24 protein-coding genes and 1 tRNA gene are annotated in these 21,405 nt (G+C 53.6%); 18 read left to right on the top strand and 7 right to left on the bottom strand.

What is annotated here, in order from left to right; translation table 11 throughout:
• The first annotated feature begins 256 nt into the window (after nt 1-256).
• Genes paaA through paaK form a run of 11 tightly spaced genes read left to right on the top strand, consistent with a single transcriptional unit; the run spans nt 257 to nt 9,903 of the window.
• A complete protein-coding gene (paaA, locus tag IV04_RS04310; RefSeq protein WP_037395901.1) occupies nt 257-1,195 on the top strand; it encodes a 1,2-phenylacetyl-CoA epoxidase subunit PaaA in 939 nt (312 codons plus the stop codon).
• A gap of 14 nt (nt 1,196-1,209) precedes the next feature.
• Entirely contained in the window at nt 1,210-1,497 is a 288-nt protein-coding gene (paaB, locus tag IV04_RS04305) for a 1,2-phenylacetyl-CoA epoxidase subunit PaaB (protein WP_037395805.1), read from the top strand.
• Between the two features lie 9 nt (nt 1,498-1,506).
• A complete protein-coding gene (paaC, locus tag IV04_RS04300; protein ID WP_037395807.1) occupies nt 1,507-2,268 on the top strand; it encodes a 1,2-phenylacetyl-CoA epoxidase subunit PaaC in 762 nt (253 codons plus the stop codon).
• A gap of 8 nt (nt 2,269-2,276) precedes the next feature.
• The gene (paaD, locus tag IV04_RS04295; protein ID WP_037395809.1) at nt 2,277-2,774 is read left to right on the top strand and encodes a 1,2-phenylacetyl-CoA epoxidase subunit PaaD; all 498 of its coding nucleotides are present in this window, start codon (nt 2,277-2,279) and stop codon (nt 2,772-2,774) included.
• Between the two features lie 8 nt (nt 2,775-2,782).
• Nucleotides 2,783-3,838, top strand: a complete 1,056-nt coding sequence (gene paaE / locus IV04_RS04290; RefSeq protein WP_037395811.1) for a 1,2-phenylacetyl-CoA epoxidase subunit PaaE — start codon at nt 2,783-2,785, stop codon at nt 3,836-3,838.
• A gap of 8 nt (nt 3,839-3,846) precedes the next feature.
• Nucleotides 3,847-4,620: a 2,3-dehydroadipyl-CoA hydratase PaaF gene (paaF, locus tag IV04_RS04285; RefSeq protein WP_037395813.1), complete on the top strand. Its 774-nt coding sequence runs from the start codon at nt 3,847-3,849 to the stop codon at nt 4,618-4,620.
• A 3-nt stretch (nt 4,621-4,623) separates the two neighbouring features.
• A complete protein-coding gene (gene paaG / locus IV04_RS04280; protein WP_037395814.1) occupies nt 4,624-5,415 on the top strand; it encodes a 2-(1,2-epoxy-1,2-dihydrophenyl)acetyl-CoA isomerase PaaG in 792 nt (263 codons plus the stop codon).
• Nucleotides 5,416-5,417: 2 nt separating this feature from the next.
• On the top strand, nt 5,418-6,935 hold the full coding sequence (locus IV04_RS04275) for a 3-hydroxyacyl-CoA dehydrogenase (RefSeq protein WP_037395815.1): 1,518 nt from the start codon (nt 5,418-5,420) through the stop codon (nt 6,933-6,935).
• Nucleotides 6,935-7,375: a hydroxyphenylacetyl-CoA thioesterase PaaI gene (paaI, locus tag IV04_RS04270; protein ID WP_037395816.1), complete on the top strand. Its 441-nt coding sequence runs from the start codon at nt 6,935-6,937 to the stop codon at nt 7,373-7,375. Before IV04_RS04275 ends, paaI begins: the two co-directional genes overlap by 1 nt.
• The gene (pcaF, locus tag IV04_RS04265) at nt 7,372-8,577 is read left to right on the top strand and encodes a 3-oxoadipyl-CoA thiolase (RefSeq protein WP_037395818.1); all 1,206 of its coding nucleotides are present in this window, start codon (nt 7,372-7,374) and stop codon (nt 8,575-8,577) included. The genes paaI and pcaF overlap by 4 nt, the downstream gene beginning before the upstream one ends.
• A gap of 18 nt (nt 8,578-8,595) precedes the next feature.
• Nucleotides 8,596-9,903 carry a phenylacetate--CoA ligase PaaK gene (gene paaK, locus IV04_RS04260; RefSeq protein WP_037395820.1) on the top strand — a complete coding sequence of 436 codons (1,308 nt, stop codon included), beginning with the start codon at nt 8,596-8,598 and terminating at the stop codon, nt 9,901-9,903.
• 74 nt (nt 9,904-9,977) lie between these two features.
• Here the strand turns inward: paaK and IV04_RS04255 are convergent, their stop codons facing one another.
• The gene (locus IV04_RS04255) at nt 9,978-10,556 is read right to left on the bottom strand and encodes an ATP-dependent Clp protease proteolytic subunit (RefSeq protein ID WP_037395822.1); all 579 of its coding nucleotides are present in this window, start codon (nt 10,554-10,556) and stop codon (nt 9,978-9,980) included.
• Between the two features lie 225 nt (nt 10,557-10,781).
• Between IV04_RS04255 and paaX the strand changes: the two genes are divergently transcribed.
• Entirely contained in the window at nt 10,782-11,723 is a 942-nt protein-coding gene (gene paaX, locus IV04_RS04250; protein ID WP_037395824.1) for a phenylacetic acid degradation operon negative regulatory protein PaaX, read from the top strand.
• A 12-nt stretch (nt 11,724-11,735) separates the two neighbouring features.
• Nucleotides 11,736-12,332, top strand: coding sequence for a phenylacetic acid degradation protein PaaY (gene paaY / locus IV04_RS04245; RefSeq protein ID WP_037395826.1), 597 nt, complete (start codon nt 11,736-11,738; stop codon nt 12,330-12,332).
• A gap of 44 nt (nt 12,333-12,376) precedes the next feature.
• Here the strand turns inward: paaY and IV04_RS04240 are convergent, their stop codons facing one another.
• From IV04_RS04240 to IV04_RS04220, 5 genes are all read right to left on the bottom strand, one after another.
• Nucleotides 12,377-13,780, bottom strand: a complete 1,404-nt coding sequence (locus IV04_RS04240) for an amino acid permease (protein ID WP_037395828.1) — start codon at nt 13,778-13,780, stop codon at nt 12,377-12,379.
• A gap of 14 nt (nt 13,781-13,794) precedes the next feature.
• A complete protein-coding gene (locus IV04_RS04235) occupies nt 13,795-14,991 on the bottom strand; it encodes an amino acid aminotransferase (protein ID WP_037395830.1) in 1,197 nt (398 codons plus the stop codon).
• Nucleotides 14,992-15,090: 99 nt separating this feature from the next.
• Nucleotides 15,091-15,462 (bottom strand): RidA family protein, encoded by a 372-nt coding sequence (locus IV04_RS04230; RefSeq protein ID WP_037395832.1) that lies wholly within the window; start codon nt 15,460-15,462, stop codon nt 15,091-15,093.
• Nucleotides 15,446-16,261 carry an alpha/beta hydrolase gene (locus IV04_RS04225; protein ID WP_037395835.1) on the bottom strand — a complete coding sequence of 272 codons (816 nt, stop codon included), beginning with the start codon at nt 16,259-16,261 and terminating at the stop codon, nt 15,446-15,448. Before IV04_RS04225 ends, IV04_RS04230 begins: the two co-directional genes overlap by 17 nt.
• Nucleotides 16,262-16,450: 189 nt before the next feature.
• Nucleotides 16,451-17,356 (bottom strand): LysR family transcriptional regulator, encoded by a 906-nt coding sequence (locus IV04_RS04220; protein WP_037395837.1) that lies wholly within the window; start codon nt 17,354-17,356, stop codon nt 16,451-16,453.
• Nucleotides 17,357-17,456: 100 nt separating this feature from the next.
• Here IV04_RS04220 and IV04_RS04215 point away from each other — a divergent pair, with 100 nt between their 5' ends.
• The 5 genes from IV04_RS04215 to IV04_RS04195 all read left to right on the top strand — a co-directional run bounded on the left by IV04_RS04215 (nt 17,457) and on the right by IV04_RS04195 (nt 20,764).
• Nucleotides 17,457-18,089 carry a glutathione S-transferase gene (locus tag IV04_RS04215; protein ID WP_037395839.1) on the top strand — a complete coding sequence of 211 codons (633 nt, stop codon included), beginning with the start codon at nt 17,457-17,459 and terminating at the stop codon, nt 18,087-18,089.
• Nucleotides 18,086-19,015, top strand: coding sequence for a pyridoxamine 5'-phosphate oxidase family protein (locus tag IV04_RS04210; protein ID WP_051916658.1), 930 nt, complete (start codon nt 18,086-18,088; stop codon nt 19,013-19,015). Before IV04_RS04215 ends, IV04_RS04210 begins: the two co-directional genes overlap by 4 nt.
• 300 nt (nt 19,016-19,315) lie before the next feature.
• Complete coding sequence (locus IV04_RS04205) at nt 19,316-19,537, top strand: YdcH family protein (protein WP_037395841.1); 222 nt, start codon at nt 19,316-19,318, stop codon at nt 19,535-19,537.
• A gap of 269 nt (nt 19,538-19,806) precedes the next feature.
• Nucleotides 19,807-20,568, top strand: coding sequence for a DgsA anti-repressor MtfA (gene mtfA, locus IV04_RS04200; protein WP_037395843.1), 762 nt, complete (start codon nt 19,807-19,809; stop codon nt 20,566-20,568).
• Nucleotides 20,569-20,688: 120 nt separating this feature from the next.
• A tRNA-Asn gene (locus tag IV04_RS04195) sits at nt 20,689-20,764 on the top strand.
• Nucleotides 20,765-21,002: 238 nt separating this feature from the next.
• Here IV04_RS04195 and IV04_RS25730 read toward each other — a convergent pair.
• Nucleotides 21,003-21,383 (bottom strand): hypothetical protein, encoded by a 381-nt coding sequence (locus IV04_RS25730; protein WP_231566238.1) that lies wholly within the window; start codon nt 21,381-21,383, stop codon nt 21,003-21,005.
• Nucleotides 21,384-21,405: the final 22 nt, after the last annotated feature.

Below are 21,405 nucleotides of genomic sequence, written 5' to 3'. Positions count from 1 at the left end.
ATTTAACGCCAAGTTAAAATTTAACAAAAATAAAACACTCTCAGAAAAAGTCACCACCCTCGCTCAAAGACACTGCAAAACCAAATTTAAATATCATTTAAAAACAATTAATTGAATTTTTAGTTGTGATGAGTATCGCAAAATCATATCCAGGCCATTTGATCTTATTGTTATCAACTTGTAACTTCATGGTTATTGAAAAATGATTCACATTTTTATGTTTAAATTAAAAAATACGAATCACCAAGAGGCAAGCATGATAACCGAAGCACAATACCAGCAGCATTTTGACGACAAGATTGCCGCAGATACCTCCATTGAAGCCAAAGACTGGATGCCGGATGCCTATCGGCAGAACCTGATCCGGCAAATCGGCCAGCACGCTCATTCCGAAGTGATCGGCATGCTGCCGGAAGCTAACTGGCTGACGCGCGCCCCCACTCTGCGCCGCAAGGCGGTTTTACTGGCGAAGGTGCAGGACGAAGCCGGACATGGCCTGTATCTGTACAGCGCAGCGGAAACCCTCGGTTGCTCGCGCCAGGATATCTACCAAAAAATGCTCGTTGGTCAGATGAAATATTCTTCCATCTTCAACTATCCGACGCTGAACTGGGCAGACATTGGCGTGATTGGCTGGCTGGTCGATGGAGCCGCCATCGTCAACCAGGTAGCGCTATGCCGCGCGTCTTACGGCCCCTATGCCCGAGCAATGGTGAAAATCTGCAAAGAAGAGAGTTTCCATCAACGCCAAGGCTACGAAGCCGTGATGGCGATGGCGCAAGGCAGCCCAGAACAAAAGGCCATGCTGCAAGATGCCATCAACCGTTTCTGGTGGCCGGTGCTGATGATGTTTGGCCCAAGTGATGCCGATTCCCCCCACAGTGCGCAAAGCATGGCCTGGAAGATCAAGCGCCACAGCAATGACGAACTGCGGCAGAAATTTATCGATAACACCGTGCCACAGCTAGAAGCTCTGGGAATGAGCGCACCGGATCCCGATCTCGCCTGGGATGAAACCACGGGCCATTACCGCTGCGGCGAGATCGACTGGAACGAATTGTACGAGGTGATCAAAGGGCGCGGTCAGTGTAACCACGAACGCTTACAGGCCAAACGCCGTGCCTGGGATGAAGGCAGTTGGGTACGGGATGGTGCAATGGCCCATGCCGCTAAACGTGCGGCAAACGCTGCTTAACCGAGGAGAGAGCAATGACTCACGCTGAATGGCCGCTGTATGAAGTGTTTATCCGCAGCAAACAAGGCCTGGCACACCGGCATGTAGGCAGCCTGCACGCTGCAGACGATCAGATGGCATTGGAAAACGCCCGCGATGCCTATACCCGCCGTAATGAAGGCTGCTCGATCTGGGTGGTGCAGTCCTGCCACTTGGTGGCCTCACAGTCGGAAGACCGCGCAGCGTTCTTCGATCCGTCCGACGACAAGATTTACCGTCATCCGACGTTTTACACCATTCCCGACGGCATCAAGAACATGTAGAGGCAGGCCATGAAAACCATCACCGATGCCAAAATCACCTACGTCCTGCGCCAGGGCGACACACCGCTGATCCTGGCTCAACGCCTGTGCGGCTGGTGCGGCCATGCGCCAGAACTGGAGATCGATCTGGCGCTGGCCAATATCGGCCTGGATCTGCTGGGGCAAGCACGTAACTTTTTAGGCTACGCGGCACAATTGGCCGGGCCAGACTACAGCGAAGATCGTCTGGCGTTTAACCGCGACGAACGTGAATTCTGTAACCTGCTGCTGGCCGAACAACCCAACGGCGGTTTTAACGACACGCTGGTGCGTCAGTTCCTGTTAGATACCTACCACTTACTGCTGCACCGGGAATTAAGCCACAGCAAAGATAGCCAACTGGCCGCGATTGCCGCTAAATCGCTGAAAGAGGCTGAATACCATCTGCGTTTCAGCCGTGGCTGGATGATCCGCCTGGGCGATGGCAATGAAATCAGCCACCAGAAAATCCAGCAATCATTAGATGACCTGTGGCGTTTCACCGCCGAACTGTTTCACGCCGATGACATTGAGCTTGAACTGGCTGAACAGGGCATTGCCGTTGACCCGCGTCAGTTGCAGGCTCCGTGGCAAGAGGCCGTCAACAACACCCTGCAACAGGCCACGCTGGCGCTACCCGCCGTACCCGCTTTTCGCCACGGTGGCAAGCAAGGGCAACACAGTGAACATCTCGGCATGATGCTGGCAGAGATGCAGTTCCTGCAACGCGCTTACCCGAATTGCAACTGGTAGAGGCCAACATGCAAATCACCCGGCTACAGCCCGCAGAAATTCCGCAGATCTGGCACTGCCTGCAACAGATCAGCGATCCAGAACTGCCGGTGCTGTCAATCACCGATCTCGGCATGGTGCGCAACGTGGAACGTGACGATAAAGGCTGGCTTATCACCTTTACGCCAACCTATTCCGGTTGCCCAGCCACCGAGTATCTGCTCAATGCCATTGAACAATCGTTGGCAGACGCAGGCTTCAGCCCGGTGAAAATCGTAATCAGCCTGAGCCCGGCCTGGACCACTGACTGGATGAATGCCGATGCCCGCCTGCGGCTAAAGGAATACGGTGTTGCGCCGCCACAGGGGCAAAGCTGCGAAAAACCGCAGGTTCATGGCCCGGTACAGTGCCCGCGCTGCGGTAGCGCCTCGACAGAAAAAATCAGTGAGTTCGGCTCCACCGCCTGCAAAGCGCTGTATCGCTGCTGCGCATGCCGGGAACCGTTCGACTACTTCAAATGTATTTAGGAGCAACCATGACGGTCTTTCATCGCCTGAATGTCGCAGCCATCGAACGCGAAACGCCGGATGCCGTGGCCATCACGCTGCGCGTGCCGGACGAATTAAAACCTCATTACCGCTATACCCCCGGCCAGCACCTGACGCTGAAAGCCAAGGTTAATGGCGAAGAGCTGCGCCGCTGTTATTCCATCTGTAGTGCCCCACAGGAAGGTCTGTTGCAGATTGGGGTGAAAGCTATTCATCAGGGGCGTTTCTCTTCTTTTATCAACCAAAGGCTGCAAGTGGGCGACGAACTGGACGTGATGGTGCCGCAAGGCCGTTTCGGTTATCAGCCACAACCCCACACGCAAGGCCACTATCTGGCGATAGCCGCCGGTTCTGGCATTACGCCAATGCTGTCGATCATCAAGGCCACCCTGCAACAGGAGCCCAATAGCCATTTCACCCTGATTTACGGCAACCGTACCAGCCGCTCGGTGATGTTTAAAGAAGCACTATCAGATCTGAAAAACCGTTATCCACAACGCTTTCAGCCGTTGTACCTGTTCAGCCAGGAAAGCCTCGACAGCCCGCTGCTCGGTGGCCGCATCGACAGTGAACATCTCACTGCCATCGGCAAAACGCTGCTGGCTTTCAACGAATTCGACCATGCTTTTATCTGCGGCCCAGAAGCGATGATGGACGAGGCGCATACCGTGCTGGAGTTAGCTGGCCTGCCTGCCGAACGCATTCATAGCGAACGCTTCAACACCAGCAGCGCAACGCGCCCGGCCAACAGTGGTAACCGCAATGCCACTCAGGTGGAGATCCAGCTCGATGGCCGCCGCCTGAAGATCGACGTCGGCACCGAAGATGACAGCATTCTTGATGCAGCATTACGCCAAGGGGCCGACCTGCCCTACGCCTGCAAGGGCGGTGTCTGCGCTACCTGCAAATGCAAACTGAAAGCCGGTGAAGTGGATATGGCGATCAACTACAGCCTGGAGCCGGATCAGTTGGCAGCAGGCTACGTTTTGAGCTGCCAGTCCTGGCCACGCGGTGAAGGCGTGGTGCTGGACTTTGACGTTTAGGAGTTGCCATGGAAACCCCTTGGATTTTACGTGAACAGCACCAGCGGGTGGTAACGCTGCAACTGCATCGCCCCGAAGCCCGCAATGCGTTGAGCACCCCGTGCCTGGAACAGTTGGTTTATCTACTGGAACAGGCCGACGCCGATGTACAGGTGGGTGCGGTCGTGCTGACTGGTGCCGCACGCTTTTTCGCTGCCGGTGCCGACCTGCGTGAATTGCAACAGCAGGATGTCGCTGCTGCCCTACTCGATCGCCGCCCCCTGCTATGGCAACGCTTAGCGCAATTCAGCAAACCGCTGTTAGCAGCAGTGAACGGCTATGCGCTCGGTGCCGGTTGTGAATTAGCGCTGGCCTGCGACATCGTGATTTGTGGCGAAAGCGCCCATTTCGGTTTGCCGGAAATCACTTTGGGCCTGATCCCCGGTGCAGGCGGCACGCAGCGCCTGATTCGCTGTGTGGGTAAATCCCGCGCCTATCAAATGGTGCTGACCGGCGAGGCCATCGACGCCCGCAGTGCACAGCAGGCCGGGTTAGTGAGTGAGGTTTGTGTTGATGCGCTGACGCTGGAGCGCACCCAACAGATCGCCCAACGCATCAGCCAACATGCACCGCTGGCACTGCGTGCCGCCAAGCAGGCGCTGAAGCAGGCGCAGGAAATCGGCCTGAGCCAAGGTTTACAGCTGGAACGCCAACAGTTTGTCACCTTGGCCGCCACTGAGGATCGCCGCGAAGGCATTGCTGCCTTCTTCGAAAAACGTACACCGCATTACACAGGGCGCTGATTTATGGAAAACGCATTAATTCTCAGCCATATCGATGCCGGGGTGTTGACCATCACCCTACATCGGCCAGACCGTCTCAACAGTTTCAACGATGAAATGCACCACCAGCTCAGCGAAGCACTGACCCTGGCTGAACGTGACGATAGCGTGCGCTGCGTGCTGATCACCGGGGCCGGGCGCGGTTTCTGCGCCGGGCAGGATTTGAACGATCGCAACGTCAACGTTGAACAGGCCGCACCGGATCTTGGCCTGTCGGTAGAGCGTTTTTACAACCCACTGATCCGCCGCCTGACGGCGCTGCCTAAGCCGGTGGTGTGCGCAGTGAATGGTGTGGCAGCCGGAGCCGGAGCCGCACTGGCTTTGGCCTGCGATATCGTGATAGCTGCCGATAATGCCAGCTTTATCCAATCTTTCTGCAAGCTCGGGCTGGTGCCGGATTCTGGCGGCAGTTGGTTCCTGCCACGTTTGGCCGGGCATGCACGCGCCATGGGTATGGCGCTGTTGGGCGACAAAATCAGCGCCCAGCAAGCGTTAGCCTGGGGCATGATCTGGCAAGTCGTGCCCGCCGCAGAGCTGGCCGAACACACACAAACCCTGGCTAAACAGCTAGCGACACAGCCTACTTATGGCCTGGGGTTGATTAAAAAAGCGCTTTACAGTTCGGCGACCAACACGCTCGATCAGCAGCTTGATCTGGAGCGTGATTTGCAGCGCCTGGGTGGCCGCAGCGCCGACTATCGCGAAGGAGTCAGTGCTTTCTTCGCCAAACGACCACCGAATTTCAGCGGGAAATAACCATGAATATCACGGGAATTTCAGTGGCAGTGATCGGTGCAGGCACCATGGGGATCGGCATTGCCCAGGTAGCCGCAGCAGCAGGGCACCCGGTCAAGCTGTTTGATATCGCCCTGCCCGCCGCCGCTCGCGCGCTTGAGCAACTCGGGCAACAGTTGCGCAAGCGGGTGGCGGCAGGCAAAGCCGATGCCCATAGCACCGAAGCCTTATTAGCCAATATCCAGTTGGCTAATTCATTACACGAACTGGCCGATAGCGAGCTGGTCATCGAAGCGGTAGCGGAACAACTGGCGATCAAACAAAGTCTGTTTCGCGATCTGGAAGCCATCTGCTCCCCTAACGCGCTGTTAGCCAGCAACACCTCATCGCTGTCTATCACCGCTATCGCCAGCGCATTGCAGCACCCGCAACGTATGGCTGGGCTGCACTTCTTCAACCCGGCACCGTTGATGAAACTGGTGGAGATCGTCAGCGGGCTGGAAACCAGCGCAGAAACCTTAACCACGCTGCAAGCCTTGGCAGAGCACTGGGGCAAGCACAGCGTCCATTGCCGCTCCACGCCCGGTTTTATCGTCAACCGTGTCGCTCGGCCATTCTATGGCGAAACCCTACGGGCGCTGGAAGAACAAGTTGCCGACCCGGCCACACTGGATGCGGTGCTGCGTGACGCAGGGGGTTTCGCTATGGGGCCACTGCAACTGACAGATTTGATCGGGCAAGATGTTAACTATGCCGTCACCGAGTCGATCTACCACGCGTTCTATCAAGACGGGCGCTTCACCCCTTCGCTGCTGCAACAGGAACTGGTGGCTGCCGGGCATCTGGGGCGCAAAAGTGGGCGCGGTTTTTATCGCTATGGCAGCGAGCATACCGCCCCGCAGCCGGTTTTTGCCGCAGCGGAAACGGCTGAGTTACCGCAAGCGGTGACGCTGCAAGGCGACTGGTCAGCCTTGGCCGAATTTGCCCAGTTATTAACCAGAAATGCGTTAACGATCAAACATCCTGGCCAGACCAGCCCTGTGGCGCTCATAGATGATGTTAGATTTATGTTAACGAATGGCAGAAAGGCCAGCCAGATCGCTGCGGAAACCGGAACGCCCGTGGTGGTGTTCGATCTCGCCGTTAATTATCAGCATGCGCCTACCATTGCGATCGCCAGTGCCGTGCAGAACAGCGCAGCGCAAACCGCCAAAGTGATCCGTTTGCTGCAAGCGCTGGGTAAGCAGGTTATCCATCTGCCTGATTACCCTGGCCTACTGGTGATGCGCACCGTCGCGATGCTGAGTAATGAAGCGCTTGACGTGGTGAGCAAAGGCGTCGCCAGCGCTGCCGACATCGATAACGCTCTGCGCTTTGGCGTCAATTATCCACAAGGGCCATTGGCCTGGGGCAAAAAACTCGGCTGGCAACACATTCTTGCCACGCTGGAAAACCTGCAAAGCTATTACGCCGAGCCGCGCTATCGCCCCATGCCGTTGCTGCGCCGCTATGCCGCAAATTATTCAGGAGTCGAATACTGATGCACGCCCATACTCCCCACGCGCTGGCCCAACGCTGCGCCGAACAGATGTTTAAGCAAGATACCTGCGCCCAGGCAATGGGTATGCAGGTCGACGCCGTGGATGCCGGTTTTGCACAAGTCAGCATGATCGTCGGCCCACAGATGCTCAATGGCCACCAGACCTGCCACGGTGGCCAGCTTTTCAGCCTGGCGGATACCGCGTTTGCCTATGCCTGCAACAGCCAAGGGCTGGCGGCAGTAGCTTCTGGCTGCACCATCGATTTCATCCGCCCGGCAGTAGCTGGCGATCGCCTCACCGCCAATGCGACGGTGCGCCATCAGGGCAAAACCACCGGGTTATATGACGTTGAGATCGTCAATCAACAGGGTAAAACCGTTGCCTGGTTCCGTGGCCGCGCCCATCGCCTGGGCCACCACATTTTAGGGGAGCAACCATGAGTCAGGCATTTATTTGCGACGGCGTGCGCACACCAATTGGCCGCTATGGCGGCGCGCTGGCTAACCTGCGTACTGACGATCTGGCGGCATTGCCGCTGCGCGCTTTACTGGATCGCTACCCGAATGTCGATTGGTCGCGGGTGGATGATGTGATCCTCGGTTGCGCCAATCAGGCCGGGGAAGACAACCGCAATTTGGCCCGTATGGCGGCGCTGCTGGCTGGGTTACCGCTGACCGTTTCCGGCACCACCATCAACCGCCTGTGTGGCTCGGGGCTGGATGCATTGGCGATGGCCGCGCGCAGTATCAAAGCCGGTGAAGCGGGCCTGATGTTGGCCGGTGGCGCAGAATCGATGACCCGCGCCCCGTTGGTGATGGGCAAGGCCGACAGCGCCTTCAGCCGTCAGGCGCAACTGTTTGATACCACCATTGGCTGGCGTTTTGTTAACCCACGGATGCACGCCGCTTTCGGCACCGACTCGATGCCAGAAACCGCCGAGAACGTGGCGGCCCAGTTTGCTATCAGCCGTACCGCTCAGGATGCTTTTGCTTGGCGCAGCCAACAGCGTACCGCACGGGCACAGCAAGCCGGGATCCTGGCGCAAGAAATCATCCCGGTCAGCCTCACCAACAGGAAAGGTGTGGTCACTCAATTTACCGCCGATGAGCACCCACGCGCGGAAACCACGCTGGAACAATTACAACAACTGAAAACTCCGTTCCGCCAGCCGGGTAGCGTGACCGCCGGTAACGCCTCTGGCGTAAATGACGGTGCAGCAGCGCTGATTGTCGCTTCTGAGGCGGTGGCGCTACAGCAGGGCCTAACGCCGCGAGCACGGATTGTGGCCACCGCAACCTGTGGCGTCGAACCCCGGCTGATGGGGATTGGCCCACTGCCAGCCACCCGCAAGGTGTTGGAGATCGCCGGGCTGAGCCTGGCCCAGATGGACGTGATTGAACTTAACGAAGCGTTTGCCGCGCAGGCGCTGGCGGTGCTACGCCAGCTTGGCTTGCCGGACGACGCCGAGCAGGTAAATCCCAACGGTGGCGCCATCGCCCTCGGCCATCCATTGGGTATGAGCGGTGCACGCCTGGCGCTGGCCGCGATGTTTGAACTGGAACGGCGTGCCGGTCGCTATGCTCTGTGCACCATGTGCATCGGCGTTGGCCAAGGTATCGCCATGATTATTGAGCGTGTCTAAATTTCTGAGGCTAAAAAGATGACCACAAATCCACGGCCCCTCGACGCGATTGAATTTGCTTCGCGCGACGAAATAGAAGCATTACAACTGGAACGCCTGCAATGGACCTTACACCATGCCTACAACAACGTACCCATGTATCGGCGCAAGTTCGATCAAGCTGGTGTCCACCCGAGCAATCTCCGGCAACTGAGCGATCTGGCGCGTTTCCCCTATACCACCAAACAGGATTTGCGCGACAACTACCCGTTTGACACCTTCGCCGTGCCAATGGAACAGGTAGTGCGCATCCATGCCTCTTCTGGCACCACCGGTCGCCCGACGGTGGTGGGATATACCCAGCGCGACATCGATAACTGGGCAGACATTGTCGCCCGTTGCCTGCGCTCTGCCGGAGCCACGACCAAAGATAAAATCCACGTGGCTTACGGTTACGGCCTGTTTACCGGCGGGCTAGGAGCACACTATGGCGCGGAACGCTTAGGGGCAACGGTGATCCCGATGTCCGGCGGCCAAACGGAGAAACAGGTGCAGTTGATCATGGATTTCAAACCCGACGTGATTATGGTCACCCCTTCTTACTGCCTGACGCTGATCGATGAGCTGGAACGTAAACTGGGCGGTGACGCTCGCAACTGTTCGTTACGCTTAGGCATCTTCGGGGCCGAACCCTGGACTGAGGCTCTGCGCCATGAGATCGAAGCACGTATGGGGATTAAAGCCTTGGATATTTATGGGCTCTCCGAAGTGATGGGGCCAGGAGTCGCCATGGAGTGCGCAGAAAGCGGTGGTGGCCCCACCATTTGGGAAGACCATTTCCTGCCAGAGATCATCAACCCAGACAATGGCGTTATTCTGCCTGATGGCGAACACGGAGAGCTGGTTTTCACTACATTGACTAAAGAAGCGCTGCCAGTGATCCGCTATCGCACCAGGGATCTCACCCGCCTGCTGCCAGGAGACGCCCGTAATATGCGCCGAATGGGCAAGATCACCGGGCGTTCCGACGATATGCTGATCATCCGTGGTGTGAACGTCTTCCCATCACAGGTAGAAGAACAGATTATGCAGTTTGAACACCTGTCACCACACTATCAGTTGCAGGTGAGCCGCGCCGGGCATTTGGATACTTTGGCGGTGCGGGTGGAATTGAAAGAGTCGGCGCTCACACTCAGCCATCAACAGCGTTGCGACATCTGCCACCAACTGCGCCACCATATTAAATCAATCGTCGGCGTCAGCACCGATGTCAGCATTGCCAACTGTGGCGACCTTCCGCGCTCGGAAGGGAAAGCACAACGGGTGATTGATCTGCGGCCACGTTAGATTTTTCTCGCTAGGGCAGTCTCTTGATCAGACCTTCTGATCAAGAGACCTAGCCCATTTCCAGACCGGCTCTGCTAGATTATTTCCTTGTCGCTCACAATCGCTTTAGATACCAGACCATACTCGATCGCTTCCGCCACCGGCATCCAAAAATCGCGGTCAATGTCGCTCAAGACTTTTTCCAGTTTCTGCCCGGTTTCCTTAGCAATTAAGGCCGCGATTCTTTCCCGTATACGGATAATTTCTTTTGCCTGAATCGCCACATCGGTAGCCTGCCCACCAATGCCACCGCTAGGCTGATGAATTAGAAAACGTGTGTTTGTCAGGCAGAAGCGACGCTCTTTAGGCACCGACAAGAACACGTTAACCGCCGCGCTGCCCACCCAACCGCTACCGATCATATTCACCGGGGCACCAATAAAGCGGATGACATCATGAATCACATCACCCGACTCCACATGGCCGCCAGGTGAGCAAATCAGGAAATTGATCGGCGCAGAGGACTCATCGGACAGTGCCACGAGTTGTTTGACGACATTATGCGCTACCGTATCGTTAATTTGCCCAAACAGCAGGACAGTACGTGATTTGAAGGCTCTCTCATCCAAAAAAGCATCGCGTTGAGGAGTACTGACTTCCGTTTTTTCTTCCATCTTCTACCTCGATTGTTTTATGTCTCATCCACGCCGGATTCATCGGCAACCACTTGAATTTGGGTGAACATCGCACGGGTAACCATAGCAGAAATCATCGCCACGAAATCGACAACATCATCGAATGTATCAAAGATAGCGCTGAGGAATGCAAAAGCCGCATATTTACCCTCTCACCGTTTATGCTAATGTTGTGCTTCAACCAAGGCTAACCTATGGAAAAATATGGAACATAAACTGGATGAGTTTATCCGCCATGCCTTAGATGCACAGCCTATTAGTGGCACTTCGTTAATTATTTCGTTATACGGCGATGCCTTAAGCCATCGCGGCGGTGAGATCTGGCTCGGCAGCCTGAGTGCACTGCTGGAAGCGCTCGGGTTCGGTGACCGCTTTGTGCGCACCTCAGTATTCCGCCTGCAGAAAGAAGGCTGGCTGGATGTAGAAAAAATGGGTCGCCGCAGCTATTACCGCCTCACCGAACAAGGTATGCGCCAGTTCCGTCATGCCGAATCCAAAATCTACCTCAGCGAGCAACCGGCTTGGGATGGTAAGTGGGATTTGCTGCTGCTAGAAAACGCGGAAAAAGCCGAGCGTGCGCGGCTGAAAAAAGAGCTGGGCTGGCTGGGTTTTGGCCAGATCGCCAACAACCTGATGGCCGCCCCGACCCATGCGCAAACCGACGTCGCGGCGCTGCTAGGAGAACTTAATGCCGGTGAGCAGGTGATCTATTTCCGTGCAGATTACCCCTATAACCGCTCCGAACAAACGCTACGGCAGATGGTTGCCTACTGCTGGTCGCTCAGCGAAGTGGCTGCCTACTATCATGAGTTTATTGTCTCTTTCCGCCCGCTGATGATGCTACTGCGCGAAGCTGACGGCAGTGTGCTGACGCCCAAACGCTGTTTTCAGATCAAGCTATTGCTGATCCACTTTTTCCGCCGCGTGGTGCTGAAAGACCCACTGTTACCCGATGCCTTGCTGCCTGCTCAATGGGAAGGGCAGATTGCGCGTAATTTGTGCATCAACCTCTATCAGCAAGTGGATCGCGCCGCTACGGAGTATGTCAGCGAATTAGCCGAAACCACCATCGGTGCCCTACCCGCCCCTGGAGCCGGATATTACCGGCGCTTTGGTGGCCTGGCGCGCACTCATACTACATTTTGAGGAGACTATGCTATGCCTGTGTATCAGATTGACGGCCTGACGCCGGTAGTGGACCCCAGCAGCTTTGTTCACCCGACGGCGGTATTGATCGGCGATGTCATTATCGGCAAAAACGTCTATATCGGCCCCAATGCCAGCCTGCGCGGTGACTTTGGCCGTTTGGTGGTAGAAGACGGTGCCAACATACAGGATAACTGCGTGATGCACGGCTTCCCGCAGCAGGATACGGTCGTTGAGCAAGACGGGCACATCGGCCACAGTGCCGTCTTGCACGGCTGTCGGGTGCGCCGCAACGCGATGATCGGCATGAACGCAGTAATTATGGATGGTGCCGATATCGGCGAAAACACCATCGTGGGAGCCGGAGCCTTTGTAAAGGCCGCCGCAGAGATCGCGGCCAATAAGCTGGTGATCGGTAGCCCGGCCCGGGTTATCCGCGATCTCACCGAACAGGAGTTAGCTTGGAAACGCGTTGGAACACAGCAGTATCAGGAACTGGTGGCACGCTGCAAAAACAGCCTGAAAGAGGTTGAGCCGCTCAGCGCCGCAGAGCCTGATCGCCAGCGCCTGAGCTTCAGTGAACAGATCGTCCCCAAAAGCCAGCTTTAATCATTCGCCAAGCCGCAGGCACTCGCCCACGGCTTGGCATTGGCTTACTCGATGCCCGGCGTCGGCACTTTAGCCGCAACCGATGCCTGCGCCTGGCGGCTATAGAAATAAATCGCCACCAATAGCAAAGTGAAAGGGATCCCAAACAGCAGCGTCATTCTGAAGAAATCAGTAAACAGCGTGGTAACCATCAACGCCGCCATCAGGAGCGCCCCCAACAGCGTGAAATAGGGGTAACCCCACATACGGAACTTCAGAACCGTATTCTTATGCTGGCGGCGGAAAAACAGATGAGTGACAAAAATCATCAGCCAGGTAAAGCAGGCACCGTATACCGAGATCGACATCATCACCGCAAAAGATTTTTCCGGGTAGACGATGCTCAACACGATGGAAACCACAATGCCGACACAGGAAATTGCCAGCGCATTCACCGGGATCCCGCGTTGACTGATTTTACCCAGCCCCGTTGGGGCTTGCCCGGCCCGCGACAGTGAGAACATCATGCGCGTGGTGATGTACAACTGGCTGTTCATGGCCGACAACGCAGCCACCAGCACGATAAAGTTAAAGATCCCGGCAGCGGCAGGCAGATGAATAACATTCATCGCCACCAGGAACGGGCTTTCCCCGGTGCCAGATTCACGCCACGGTACAATCGCCAGCATCAAAGCAATCGAAAGCATGTAAAAAATAAACAGCCTGAGGATGGTGCCTTTGAAGGCTTTTTTGACCGCAACCACCGGGTTTTTGGCCTCTCCGGCAGCAACGGCGATCATCTCAATACTCAGATAGCTGAAGATCGACACGATCACCGCAAACCACATGCCCTTAATGCCAAACGGGAAGAAGCCGCCGTTAGCCGTAAAATTACGGATGCCGAAGGTGGGGTTGGAGGAGAACATCAGGATACCGATGCCAATAGCGATAAAGGCGGAAATCGCCACCACTTTGATGGTGGAAAGTGCGTATTCCACCTGCCCGAAGGATTTCACCCCCACCACATTAATGATGATCACTGCCGCAGAGAACAGCAACACCCATGGCCAGATTGGCGTCTCAGGGAACCAGAACTGCATGTACATCCCGATGGCGGTTACTTCGGTACCCACCGCCAACACCACGCAAGACCAGTAAGAATAACGCACCAGAAAACCAAACAGCGGGCTGAGATAAAACTCGGCATAATCACCAAAAGAACCCGGCGTCGGGTGCTCAGAAGTCATCTCGGCCAAACAGCCCATCAGCAGCAAAGCAATCACACCACCAATGAAATAGCTCAGTAATACGCTTGGCCCTGCCATCTGGATCGCATAAGCACTGCCCAGAAACAGGCCGGTGCCAATCGCCCCACCGATTGCCAACATCGACATTTGCCCGGCGGTAAGCTGCTTTTTCAGCCCCCCTTGCCGCTGAGCGATCTCGTCAAAACGTTTCGAATCTTTCATGATTGCTCACCTTTTCACGCGCCGCGGGTAACATCCAGAATGGCCGCCGTTACATAATCCACATTGTGTTGGTTCAGGCCCGGTAAACACATCCTGCCGGGAGCCACCAGATAAATGGAGTATTGATGCCGTAACTGGCTGAGCTGCTGCTCATTCAGGCCGGTATAGCTGAACATGCCTTTTTGATCGCGAATGCGGCGATAGTCCAAGGTGGTTCTCCCTTGCTCCAGCCCGGCAGACAGGCTGACACGCATTTGTTTGATGCGCTGACGCATGGTCGCCAGATCGCTCGCCCACAGTTGGCGCAGATGATCGTCGGCCAGTATGGTTTCTACAATCTGGCTACCGTGGGTTGGCGGGCAGGAATAACTGCGGCGGATCAGGGTTTTTAATGCACCTTTCACATTCGCCGCCATTTCTGCCGAGCCACAACACACAGAAAGCCCCCCCAACCGTTGGCCATACAACGCCACGTTCTTGGAGAAAGAGTTGCTGACCAGAAAATCCAGATCGGTTTTCAACGTCTCGCGCAGCGCGAAGCAGTCTTCATCCAACCCTTCACCAAATCCCTGATAAGCGATATCAAAGAATGGCAACAAACGGCGCTGTTGCAGGACATCGATCACGGCTCGCCATTGTGCCTGACTGAGATCGGTGCCGGTCGGGTTATGGCAGCAAGGGTGTAACAGCACCACCGCCCCTGCTGGCAAGCTGGAAAGTTGGTCGAGCATCGCGTCAAAACGCAGTTCGCCGCTGGCATTATCAAAGTACGGGTAGGTATTCACCTTGAGGCCCGCCCCTTCGAATATGGCCCAATGGTTAGCCCAGGTTGGGTCAGATACCCAGATTTCGCGTTGTGCCAGGTAGTGGCAAAGGAAATCTGCCCCTAACTTTAATGCCCCCGAGCCCCCCACGGTTTGTACCGTCGCAATATGGCGCGATGATTGCGCCGCCGCTTCGCCAAACAAGAGTGTTTGTACCTGACGGGCGAACAACGCTGAACCTTCGATCGGTGGGTAAGTATGCGGGCGCTGTTGTTCCAGCAAATGCTGTTCGGCAAGATGCACTGCGGGCATCAAAGGAATATTTCCCTGATGATCGTAATACAGCCCAATACCCAAATTAACTTTTTGTGGATGAGGATCCTGCATATACGCTTCCATCAGCGACATAATAGGATCGGGTGCTGAGGGTTTAATATGATTAAACATACGATGTCCTTAATTCATTTTCATATGAACTTGCAGGTGAATATTATTCTTGTGATCCCTTACAGATTTCATTTCCAGTATAAAAACGCAAGGGGGCGATTAAGCCATCGCACTAACCGTTATTTCTATTTTCATACCTGGGACAACCAGTTTTTCAACAATAACGGTTGAGCGATTGGGGTACGGATAATTAAAATAATTTTTATATATCTGATCGAGTAACTTAACGTCATCTACATCGGTAAGGTAAACAATAACCTGTAATACATTATCGCTGTGGCTATTGGCTGCTTGCAGTGTTTTAGCCAAATTATCAAATGTCAGAGTAATCTGTTTTTCTGGGCTGCCGGTTTCAATGGTGCCATCAGCCTTAACCGGGCCATGGGCGGTAAATAACATCCCGCCCCCCTTCGTGGCCCAAGAGAAGGGTTGCCCAATCTCAGGCAAACCGGTATCAATAACTGTGCGCATCAGATGTGTCTCCTTGCTTAATCAATTGGCGGCTCAGAGCGCCACCTGTTGCAAAAAGCGAATCCAGAACGTTAAAGTGGTTGGCTCCCGTAACCGCATGCAGGTTGACCGATAACCCTTTTTCTTTCAGCGCCTTATAATAATGAAGTGACTGTCCAATCAGCTCAGGCAACTCTGCTGCCCCGTAAAACAAGATCATCGGCTTAAGTTGCTGGGGTATATTCCGCGCCGGGCTCAAGGCTGAGATCTGCAGTGCGGTCAGTTGTAATTGCTGGTTAACATAGGTATTCAGCAAAGGTTCCAGTTCAAAAATACCGCTAATCGGGAAAACGGCCTGAATGCAGGAGTGGTGTTGCCAATAGGCTGCTAGATGCCCCCCAGCAGAATGGCCGCAAAGATAAACAGGTTTATTACCACGCGACTTTGCACGTAACTCAATGGTATCCAGAGCCATACCAATTTGCTGGCAAATATCCTCTAAATTCACGGCTGGTGCTAACGTATATTCCACCAGCACCACATCAAAGCCTAATAACAGAGGTGTTTCGGCAATAAAAGCAAAGTCTTCTTTATTACAGAACTGCCAATAACCGCCATGCAGAAATACAAGTGTGCCTTTATGTTCTCCGGTTGAATAGAACCAATCAAAAACCTCCCGTGAAGAATCGCCATAAGGAATATTACACTCAACGCGTACCTGTTGATAAACTTGCTGGCTGCGTGATTGAAAAGACGCCAAAATCGCATTTTCGTCATCTATCGCCGCACCATTATCGTAACTCCCTGCGAGAAGTTTCATATATTAAACTGTGTTTATTATTTAAAATGTGAGTTAACTATTAGCAACCAAGAAAATTATTGTCAAGACAAGTGAAACAGCAATGCGTGATCTGCGATATAAAATTAAAATTTAACGCAATAAGTTTCACGGGTAAAACGCCTTGCCGTTATTTTTGTTTCATCCATGAAACATGAGAATACACTCTGATTAAACATGCGCTGATCGAAGTTGCGTTAATTGGCTGAGATGTTGGTAGGCAAAATCCCAAAAGGTACGAACCTTCAACGGCATCCATTGCACATTATTCGCCACCAGTTGTACCGGCTCTGGAGCCGGTTCGTATGCTGCCAGTAGCCGAACCAACGTACCGTTTGCCAGGTCATCCGCCACCTGATAGGACAATAACCGGGCAATCCCCTTGCCTGCCCGCACCGCCAATAACTGTGTTTCGACTTCATTCAATAAGAGCCGTGGTACTAGCCGCACTCGCTCACTGTTTTCCCGTGGCCCAAAGCGCCATTCACGTAGTGAAGTGTGCAAGGTCCCTACGATAGTGTCATGATCCGCTAACTCCGCAGGCACCTGGGGTTCTCCACGTTGTGCCAGATACACCGGGCTAGCTACCGTTACCCGTGTCACCGCGCCCAATTTGCGCGCAACTTTGCTGGAATCTTGCAAGTGACCAATGCGTACCGCCACATCCAGCCCTTCATCAACCAGATCCAGATTACGATCGTTAAGCTGCATCTCGATTTGAATCTGCGGATAACGCTCAAGAAACGCCATCACTACCGGCGCAACATGTTTGCGCCCAAACTGCACCGGGGCGGTGATTCGCAGCAAACCGGTCAACTGTGTTTCTGTTGTGCCGATCAGCGCATCCTGATAATCCTGCAATAACTCACGAGCGCGCTCTACCAGCCTCGCTCCTGCCTCGGTTGGTGCCAGACGCCGGGTGGTACGCTCCACCAAGCGTGCCCCAAAACGCTGTTCCAATGAAGCAATGGCTCTGGTGATAGCCGGTGCAGAACGGTGCAACTTACGAGCCGCACCGGCCAAACTGCCATGCTGGATCACCGCTACAAAGATCGCCAACTCATCCAAACGGTCCATAAATTATTCCAATAAATGAAATTATCAATTTCCATTTTCCCGGATTCCCTTCACGTAGCGCAAGAGTATTCTGGTTGGCACACCAATCAGGAGAAACATGATGCAAACACTAAAGTTGTACGGCGTACCCGTATCCGGCCATTGCCACCGCGTTGAGCTCTTGCTACGCATGCTCGATTTGCCTTATGAATATCGCGCAGCTCCCGAGACAGTCCGTAGCAGCGAGGCTTTTCTCCGCCTCAACCCTTTTGGCCAGATCCCGGTGTTGCTTGATGGCGATCAGGTGCTGACCGACAGTAACGCCATACTGGTTTACCTGGTAAAGCGCTATGCGCCCGCTAGCCACTGGTTACCGGAAGAACCATACGCCGCAGCTCAGGTGCAGGTCTGGCTTTCCAAAGCCGCAGGAGAGGTACGCTACGGCCCCGCCTCTTGCCGCATGGTGAAACAGTTTTCTGTTGCGGAGAACTATCAAAGCGCAGTGGCCATCAGCGAACGTTTTTTACCGCAGTTGGAACAACATCTTAGCCAAAATCAGTTTTTGGCTACCGATCGCCCCACCATCGCCGATCTGGCTTGTTACAGCTATGTCGCAGTTGCTCCTGAGGGCGGTATTTCTTTGAAACCTTATCCGGCGATCCAACGCTGGGCGCTTGAGATCGCCGAGTTACCGGGATTCTTCCCGATGCCCGCATTACCTTTACCAGAATCGGCTGAAGAGCTAATAAAGTGACACAATCTCTATTCCATCCCGGCGAATTACGGGCACAAGCGCTGGCGGGCTTCGACGCCGTCAGCGGCAATATTTACTCGGCTATGCCAACTCAGCATCGCGAGTTTTTTGCTCAACTGCCTTATCTGTTTGTCGCCACGCTGGATGAACACCATTGGCCGGTTGCCACGGTGTTCAGCGGCTTTGCCGGGTTCCTGCGTACCCCTGATGATACCCATCTGCGTATTGTCTCACCGCGCCGGTTGGAGGATCCGGCGCAAGCCGAGCTGCAAGTGGGTCGCCCTGTGGGTGCATTGGGGCTCGACTTCAGTAATCGGCGACGCAACCGCGTTAACGGCATAATTAGCCGTATGGACAAAAATCGCGTTGAAATTGAAGTACATCAAAGTTTTGGCAACTGCCCGCAATACATTCAGCGGCGGGAATTTTTCCCGGTGCCCATTAGCCTCTCGCCGATAAATATCCTCAGCGGGCTGGATCAGCAAGCGCGTAACACGATCCAGCAGGCTGATACCTGCTTTGTTGCCAGCTATGCACAAGGCGGAGCCGATATTTCCCACCGGGGCGGCAAAACGGGGTTTATCTATCTTGATGGTGAAACCCTGTGGATACCGGATTTTCGTGGCAATCGCTATATGAATACGCTGGGGAATTTACTGCTACAACCGCGCGCCGCACTGTTATTTATCGACTTTGATCGAGGAGATATTTTGCATTTGCAGGGAGAAACCCAGATCCTCTGGCAACCTGTAAGCAAGGGGATCGGAGCCGCAGAACGTTACTGGCGATTTGATATAACCCGCGCATGGCGATTTCAACAGGCATTTGCCTGGCATGGCCGGAATGTGGAGTTTTCGCCAACGACGTTACGCACCGAGAATGGGCATGAAGATTATTCCATACCGAAAAAACTAAAAAATAACTAATTTCGTTATATTATTTAAATAAAAAACCATAAATCAAAATTTAATTCTTAAATCAGATGATAAATTCTTGCTTGAAAGCTAAAAGCAACAGCATTTTTATCTCAATAACTTAATGATAACTAATAATAAATACCTCCCATGGGGACTGAAATCAGACAACGAGCCAAAAGCAGATATTTTGCGAGCAAGAATCGTACAATAACCTTTTGCACATTAATGCCATTCCAAAAAAATCTGGAGTGCGCTAAGGTAAAAGCGGAGAAACCTCCAGTGTACAGTTCTACTCAAAGGAGCTTGAGTATGTTTCCTGAATACCGTGAATTAATATCGCAACTCAAATCAAGCCATCCCCGCTTCCAATCATTGTTTGAAAAACACAATCAACTTGACCATGAAATCTCCAGATTAGAAGGGCCTTCGGGTACCGGATACTGTGACGAGGTCGTTAAGCTGAAGAAGGAAAAACTGCATATAAAGGATGAGATACATAAAATTCTGAAAGCAGAGAATATGACGAAGTAACATATGCCGATCCCCGCCCTGTTGCGGGGATCTCTAGACACCTTACCCCCTCTTTATCACGGCTGTCAGGCTGATAAAAATCGACCAGCCAGTATCGATTATTGTAAACCCAAGCGTTGGTCTGCTTTCTTCGGGACGTTGGTCACAGACAAACTTCATGGTAACTGTTTGAATAATTATGGGGATACCCTAATACGGCACTTGTTATTGCGCCCATTTTTGCGGCACCAAGGCAAGCCCAGGTTTCAGTGATTTTTACGAGCAATGTGATGATTAAGTGGCCGTGGAAAACGCATCAATCGCAAGAGGAAACATTTGTTCAGTGGCAGGAAGCGCTGGATATTCCCTTGCTTTCCCCTCTTGATGAAAACGAACAGCGCCGCCTGGTCGCTGTCGCCAGCCAAATTTTGCAAAACAAACGTATTGTGCCACTGCAAGGGTTGGAATTAACGCCATTGATGCAGGCACGCATCGCCTTGTTGTTTGCTTTACCCGTGATGGAACTGGGCGCCGAATGCCTGGACGGTTTTAACGAGGTTCTGCTTTATCCTACCCCTTTTATTGTCGAGGATGAGTGGCAGGATGACTTAGGCCTGGTGCATTCTGGGCCAGTAGTGCAATCGGGGCAAAGCTGGGAACAGGGGCCTATCGTTTTGAACTGGTTAGACGTGCAGGACTCTTTCGATCTCTCTGGTTTTAACCTGATCATTCACGAAGCCGTGCATAAGCTGGACATGCGCAATGGTGGCACCACCACAGGGATCCCGCCCATCCCTCTGCGCGATATCGCTGCCTGGGAATACGATCTCCATGCAGCAATGGAAAATCTGCAAGATGAGATAGACATGGTTGGCGAAGAGGCAGCCAGCATGGACGCTTATGCGGCCAGCGATCCAGCAGAGTGTTTTGCCGTGCTGTCTGAATATTTCTTTAGCGCACCAGAACTGTTGGCCAACCGTTTCCCGGCCATCTATGACCACTTCCGTCGTTTTTATAAACAAGATACCTTGGCCCGTTTGCAGCGCGGGTAACCTGATAACGACGTTTCCCACCACCAAGCTTGCTCAGATGATGAGCATTCGCACCAATACAAACAATTTAGCGTTGACACTCCCCGAGTGGCTGGATATGATGCGCCCCGTTCACACGATTCCTCTGTAGTTCAGTCGGTAGAACGGCGGACTGTTAATCCGTATGTCACTGGTTCGAGTCCAGTCAGAGGAGCCACTTTCTACTCCATTGATGTCTGCTGATGTCTATGGAAGCTTTAAAATCAACGCGTTATATGTGAGCAGGGTTACACTGAGTTCTACATTGTTGCGTTGACTGCCAGAACTTTTAGGGGCCTGTTCGGTTCGATAATATCGAGGCCCCCAAATGTCACTCAGTGAAACAGTTCTCAAAAAGCTCAACCCCCAAGACAAACTTTCCAAGCTGGCCGATAGTGCCGGTCTGTATCTTTTGGTCAAACCCAACGGCTCAAAACTCTGTGATAACTCACGCGCCGAACTGGCACAGGGTAACGATCCAGGACAAACCCGGCGTGATGAAAAACAGACCCAAAGGCTAGGTAAATCACCTCTGGCTTCAATGTTGTTACCATCGGGATAAAACACAAAAACCGCGCAATACCTGGACGGTAGGTTCGTTCGCCTGCAGAACCCGAACTTTTTACTGACGAAACGACAAGCTCATCTGCCCAGAAATAATCGTCGCATGTACTTATGATAGGGATATCAAGAACAGCCAGTACAGCTGTATAAAACGCTTTGCTTGCATCGAAATCGCTTACAACAAGATAGATATGGTCGATAAGCCTGCCACAATGCAGCAAATAGATTTCCATGGGCAACTCCCTCTGTCAACCG

Origin of the sequence: Serratia sp. Ag1 (assembly GCF_000743355.1) — a bacterium.
GTDB lineage: Bacteria > Pseudomonadota > Gammaproteobacteria > Enterobacterales > Enterobacteriaceae > Chania.
The sequence above is the reverse complement of the archived record's forward strand: the minus strand, read 5'-3'. Positions and strand labels throughout refer to the sequence as shown.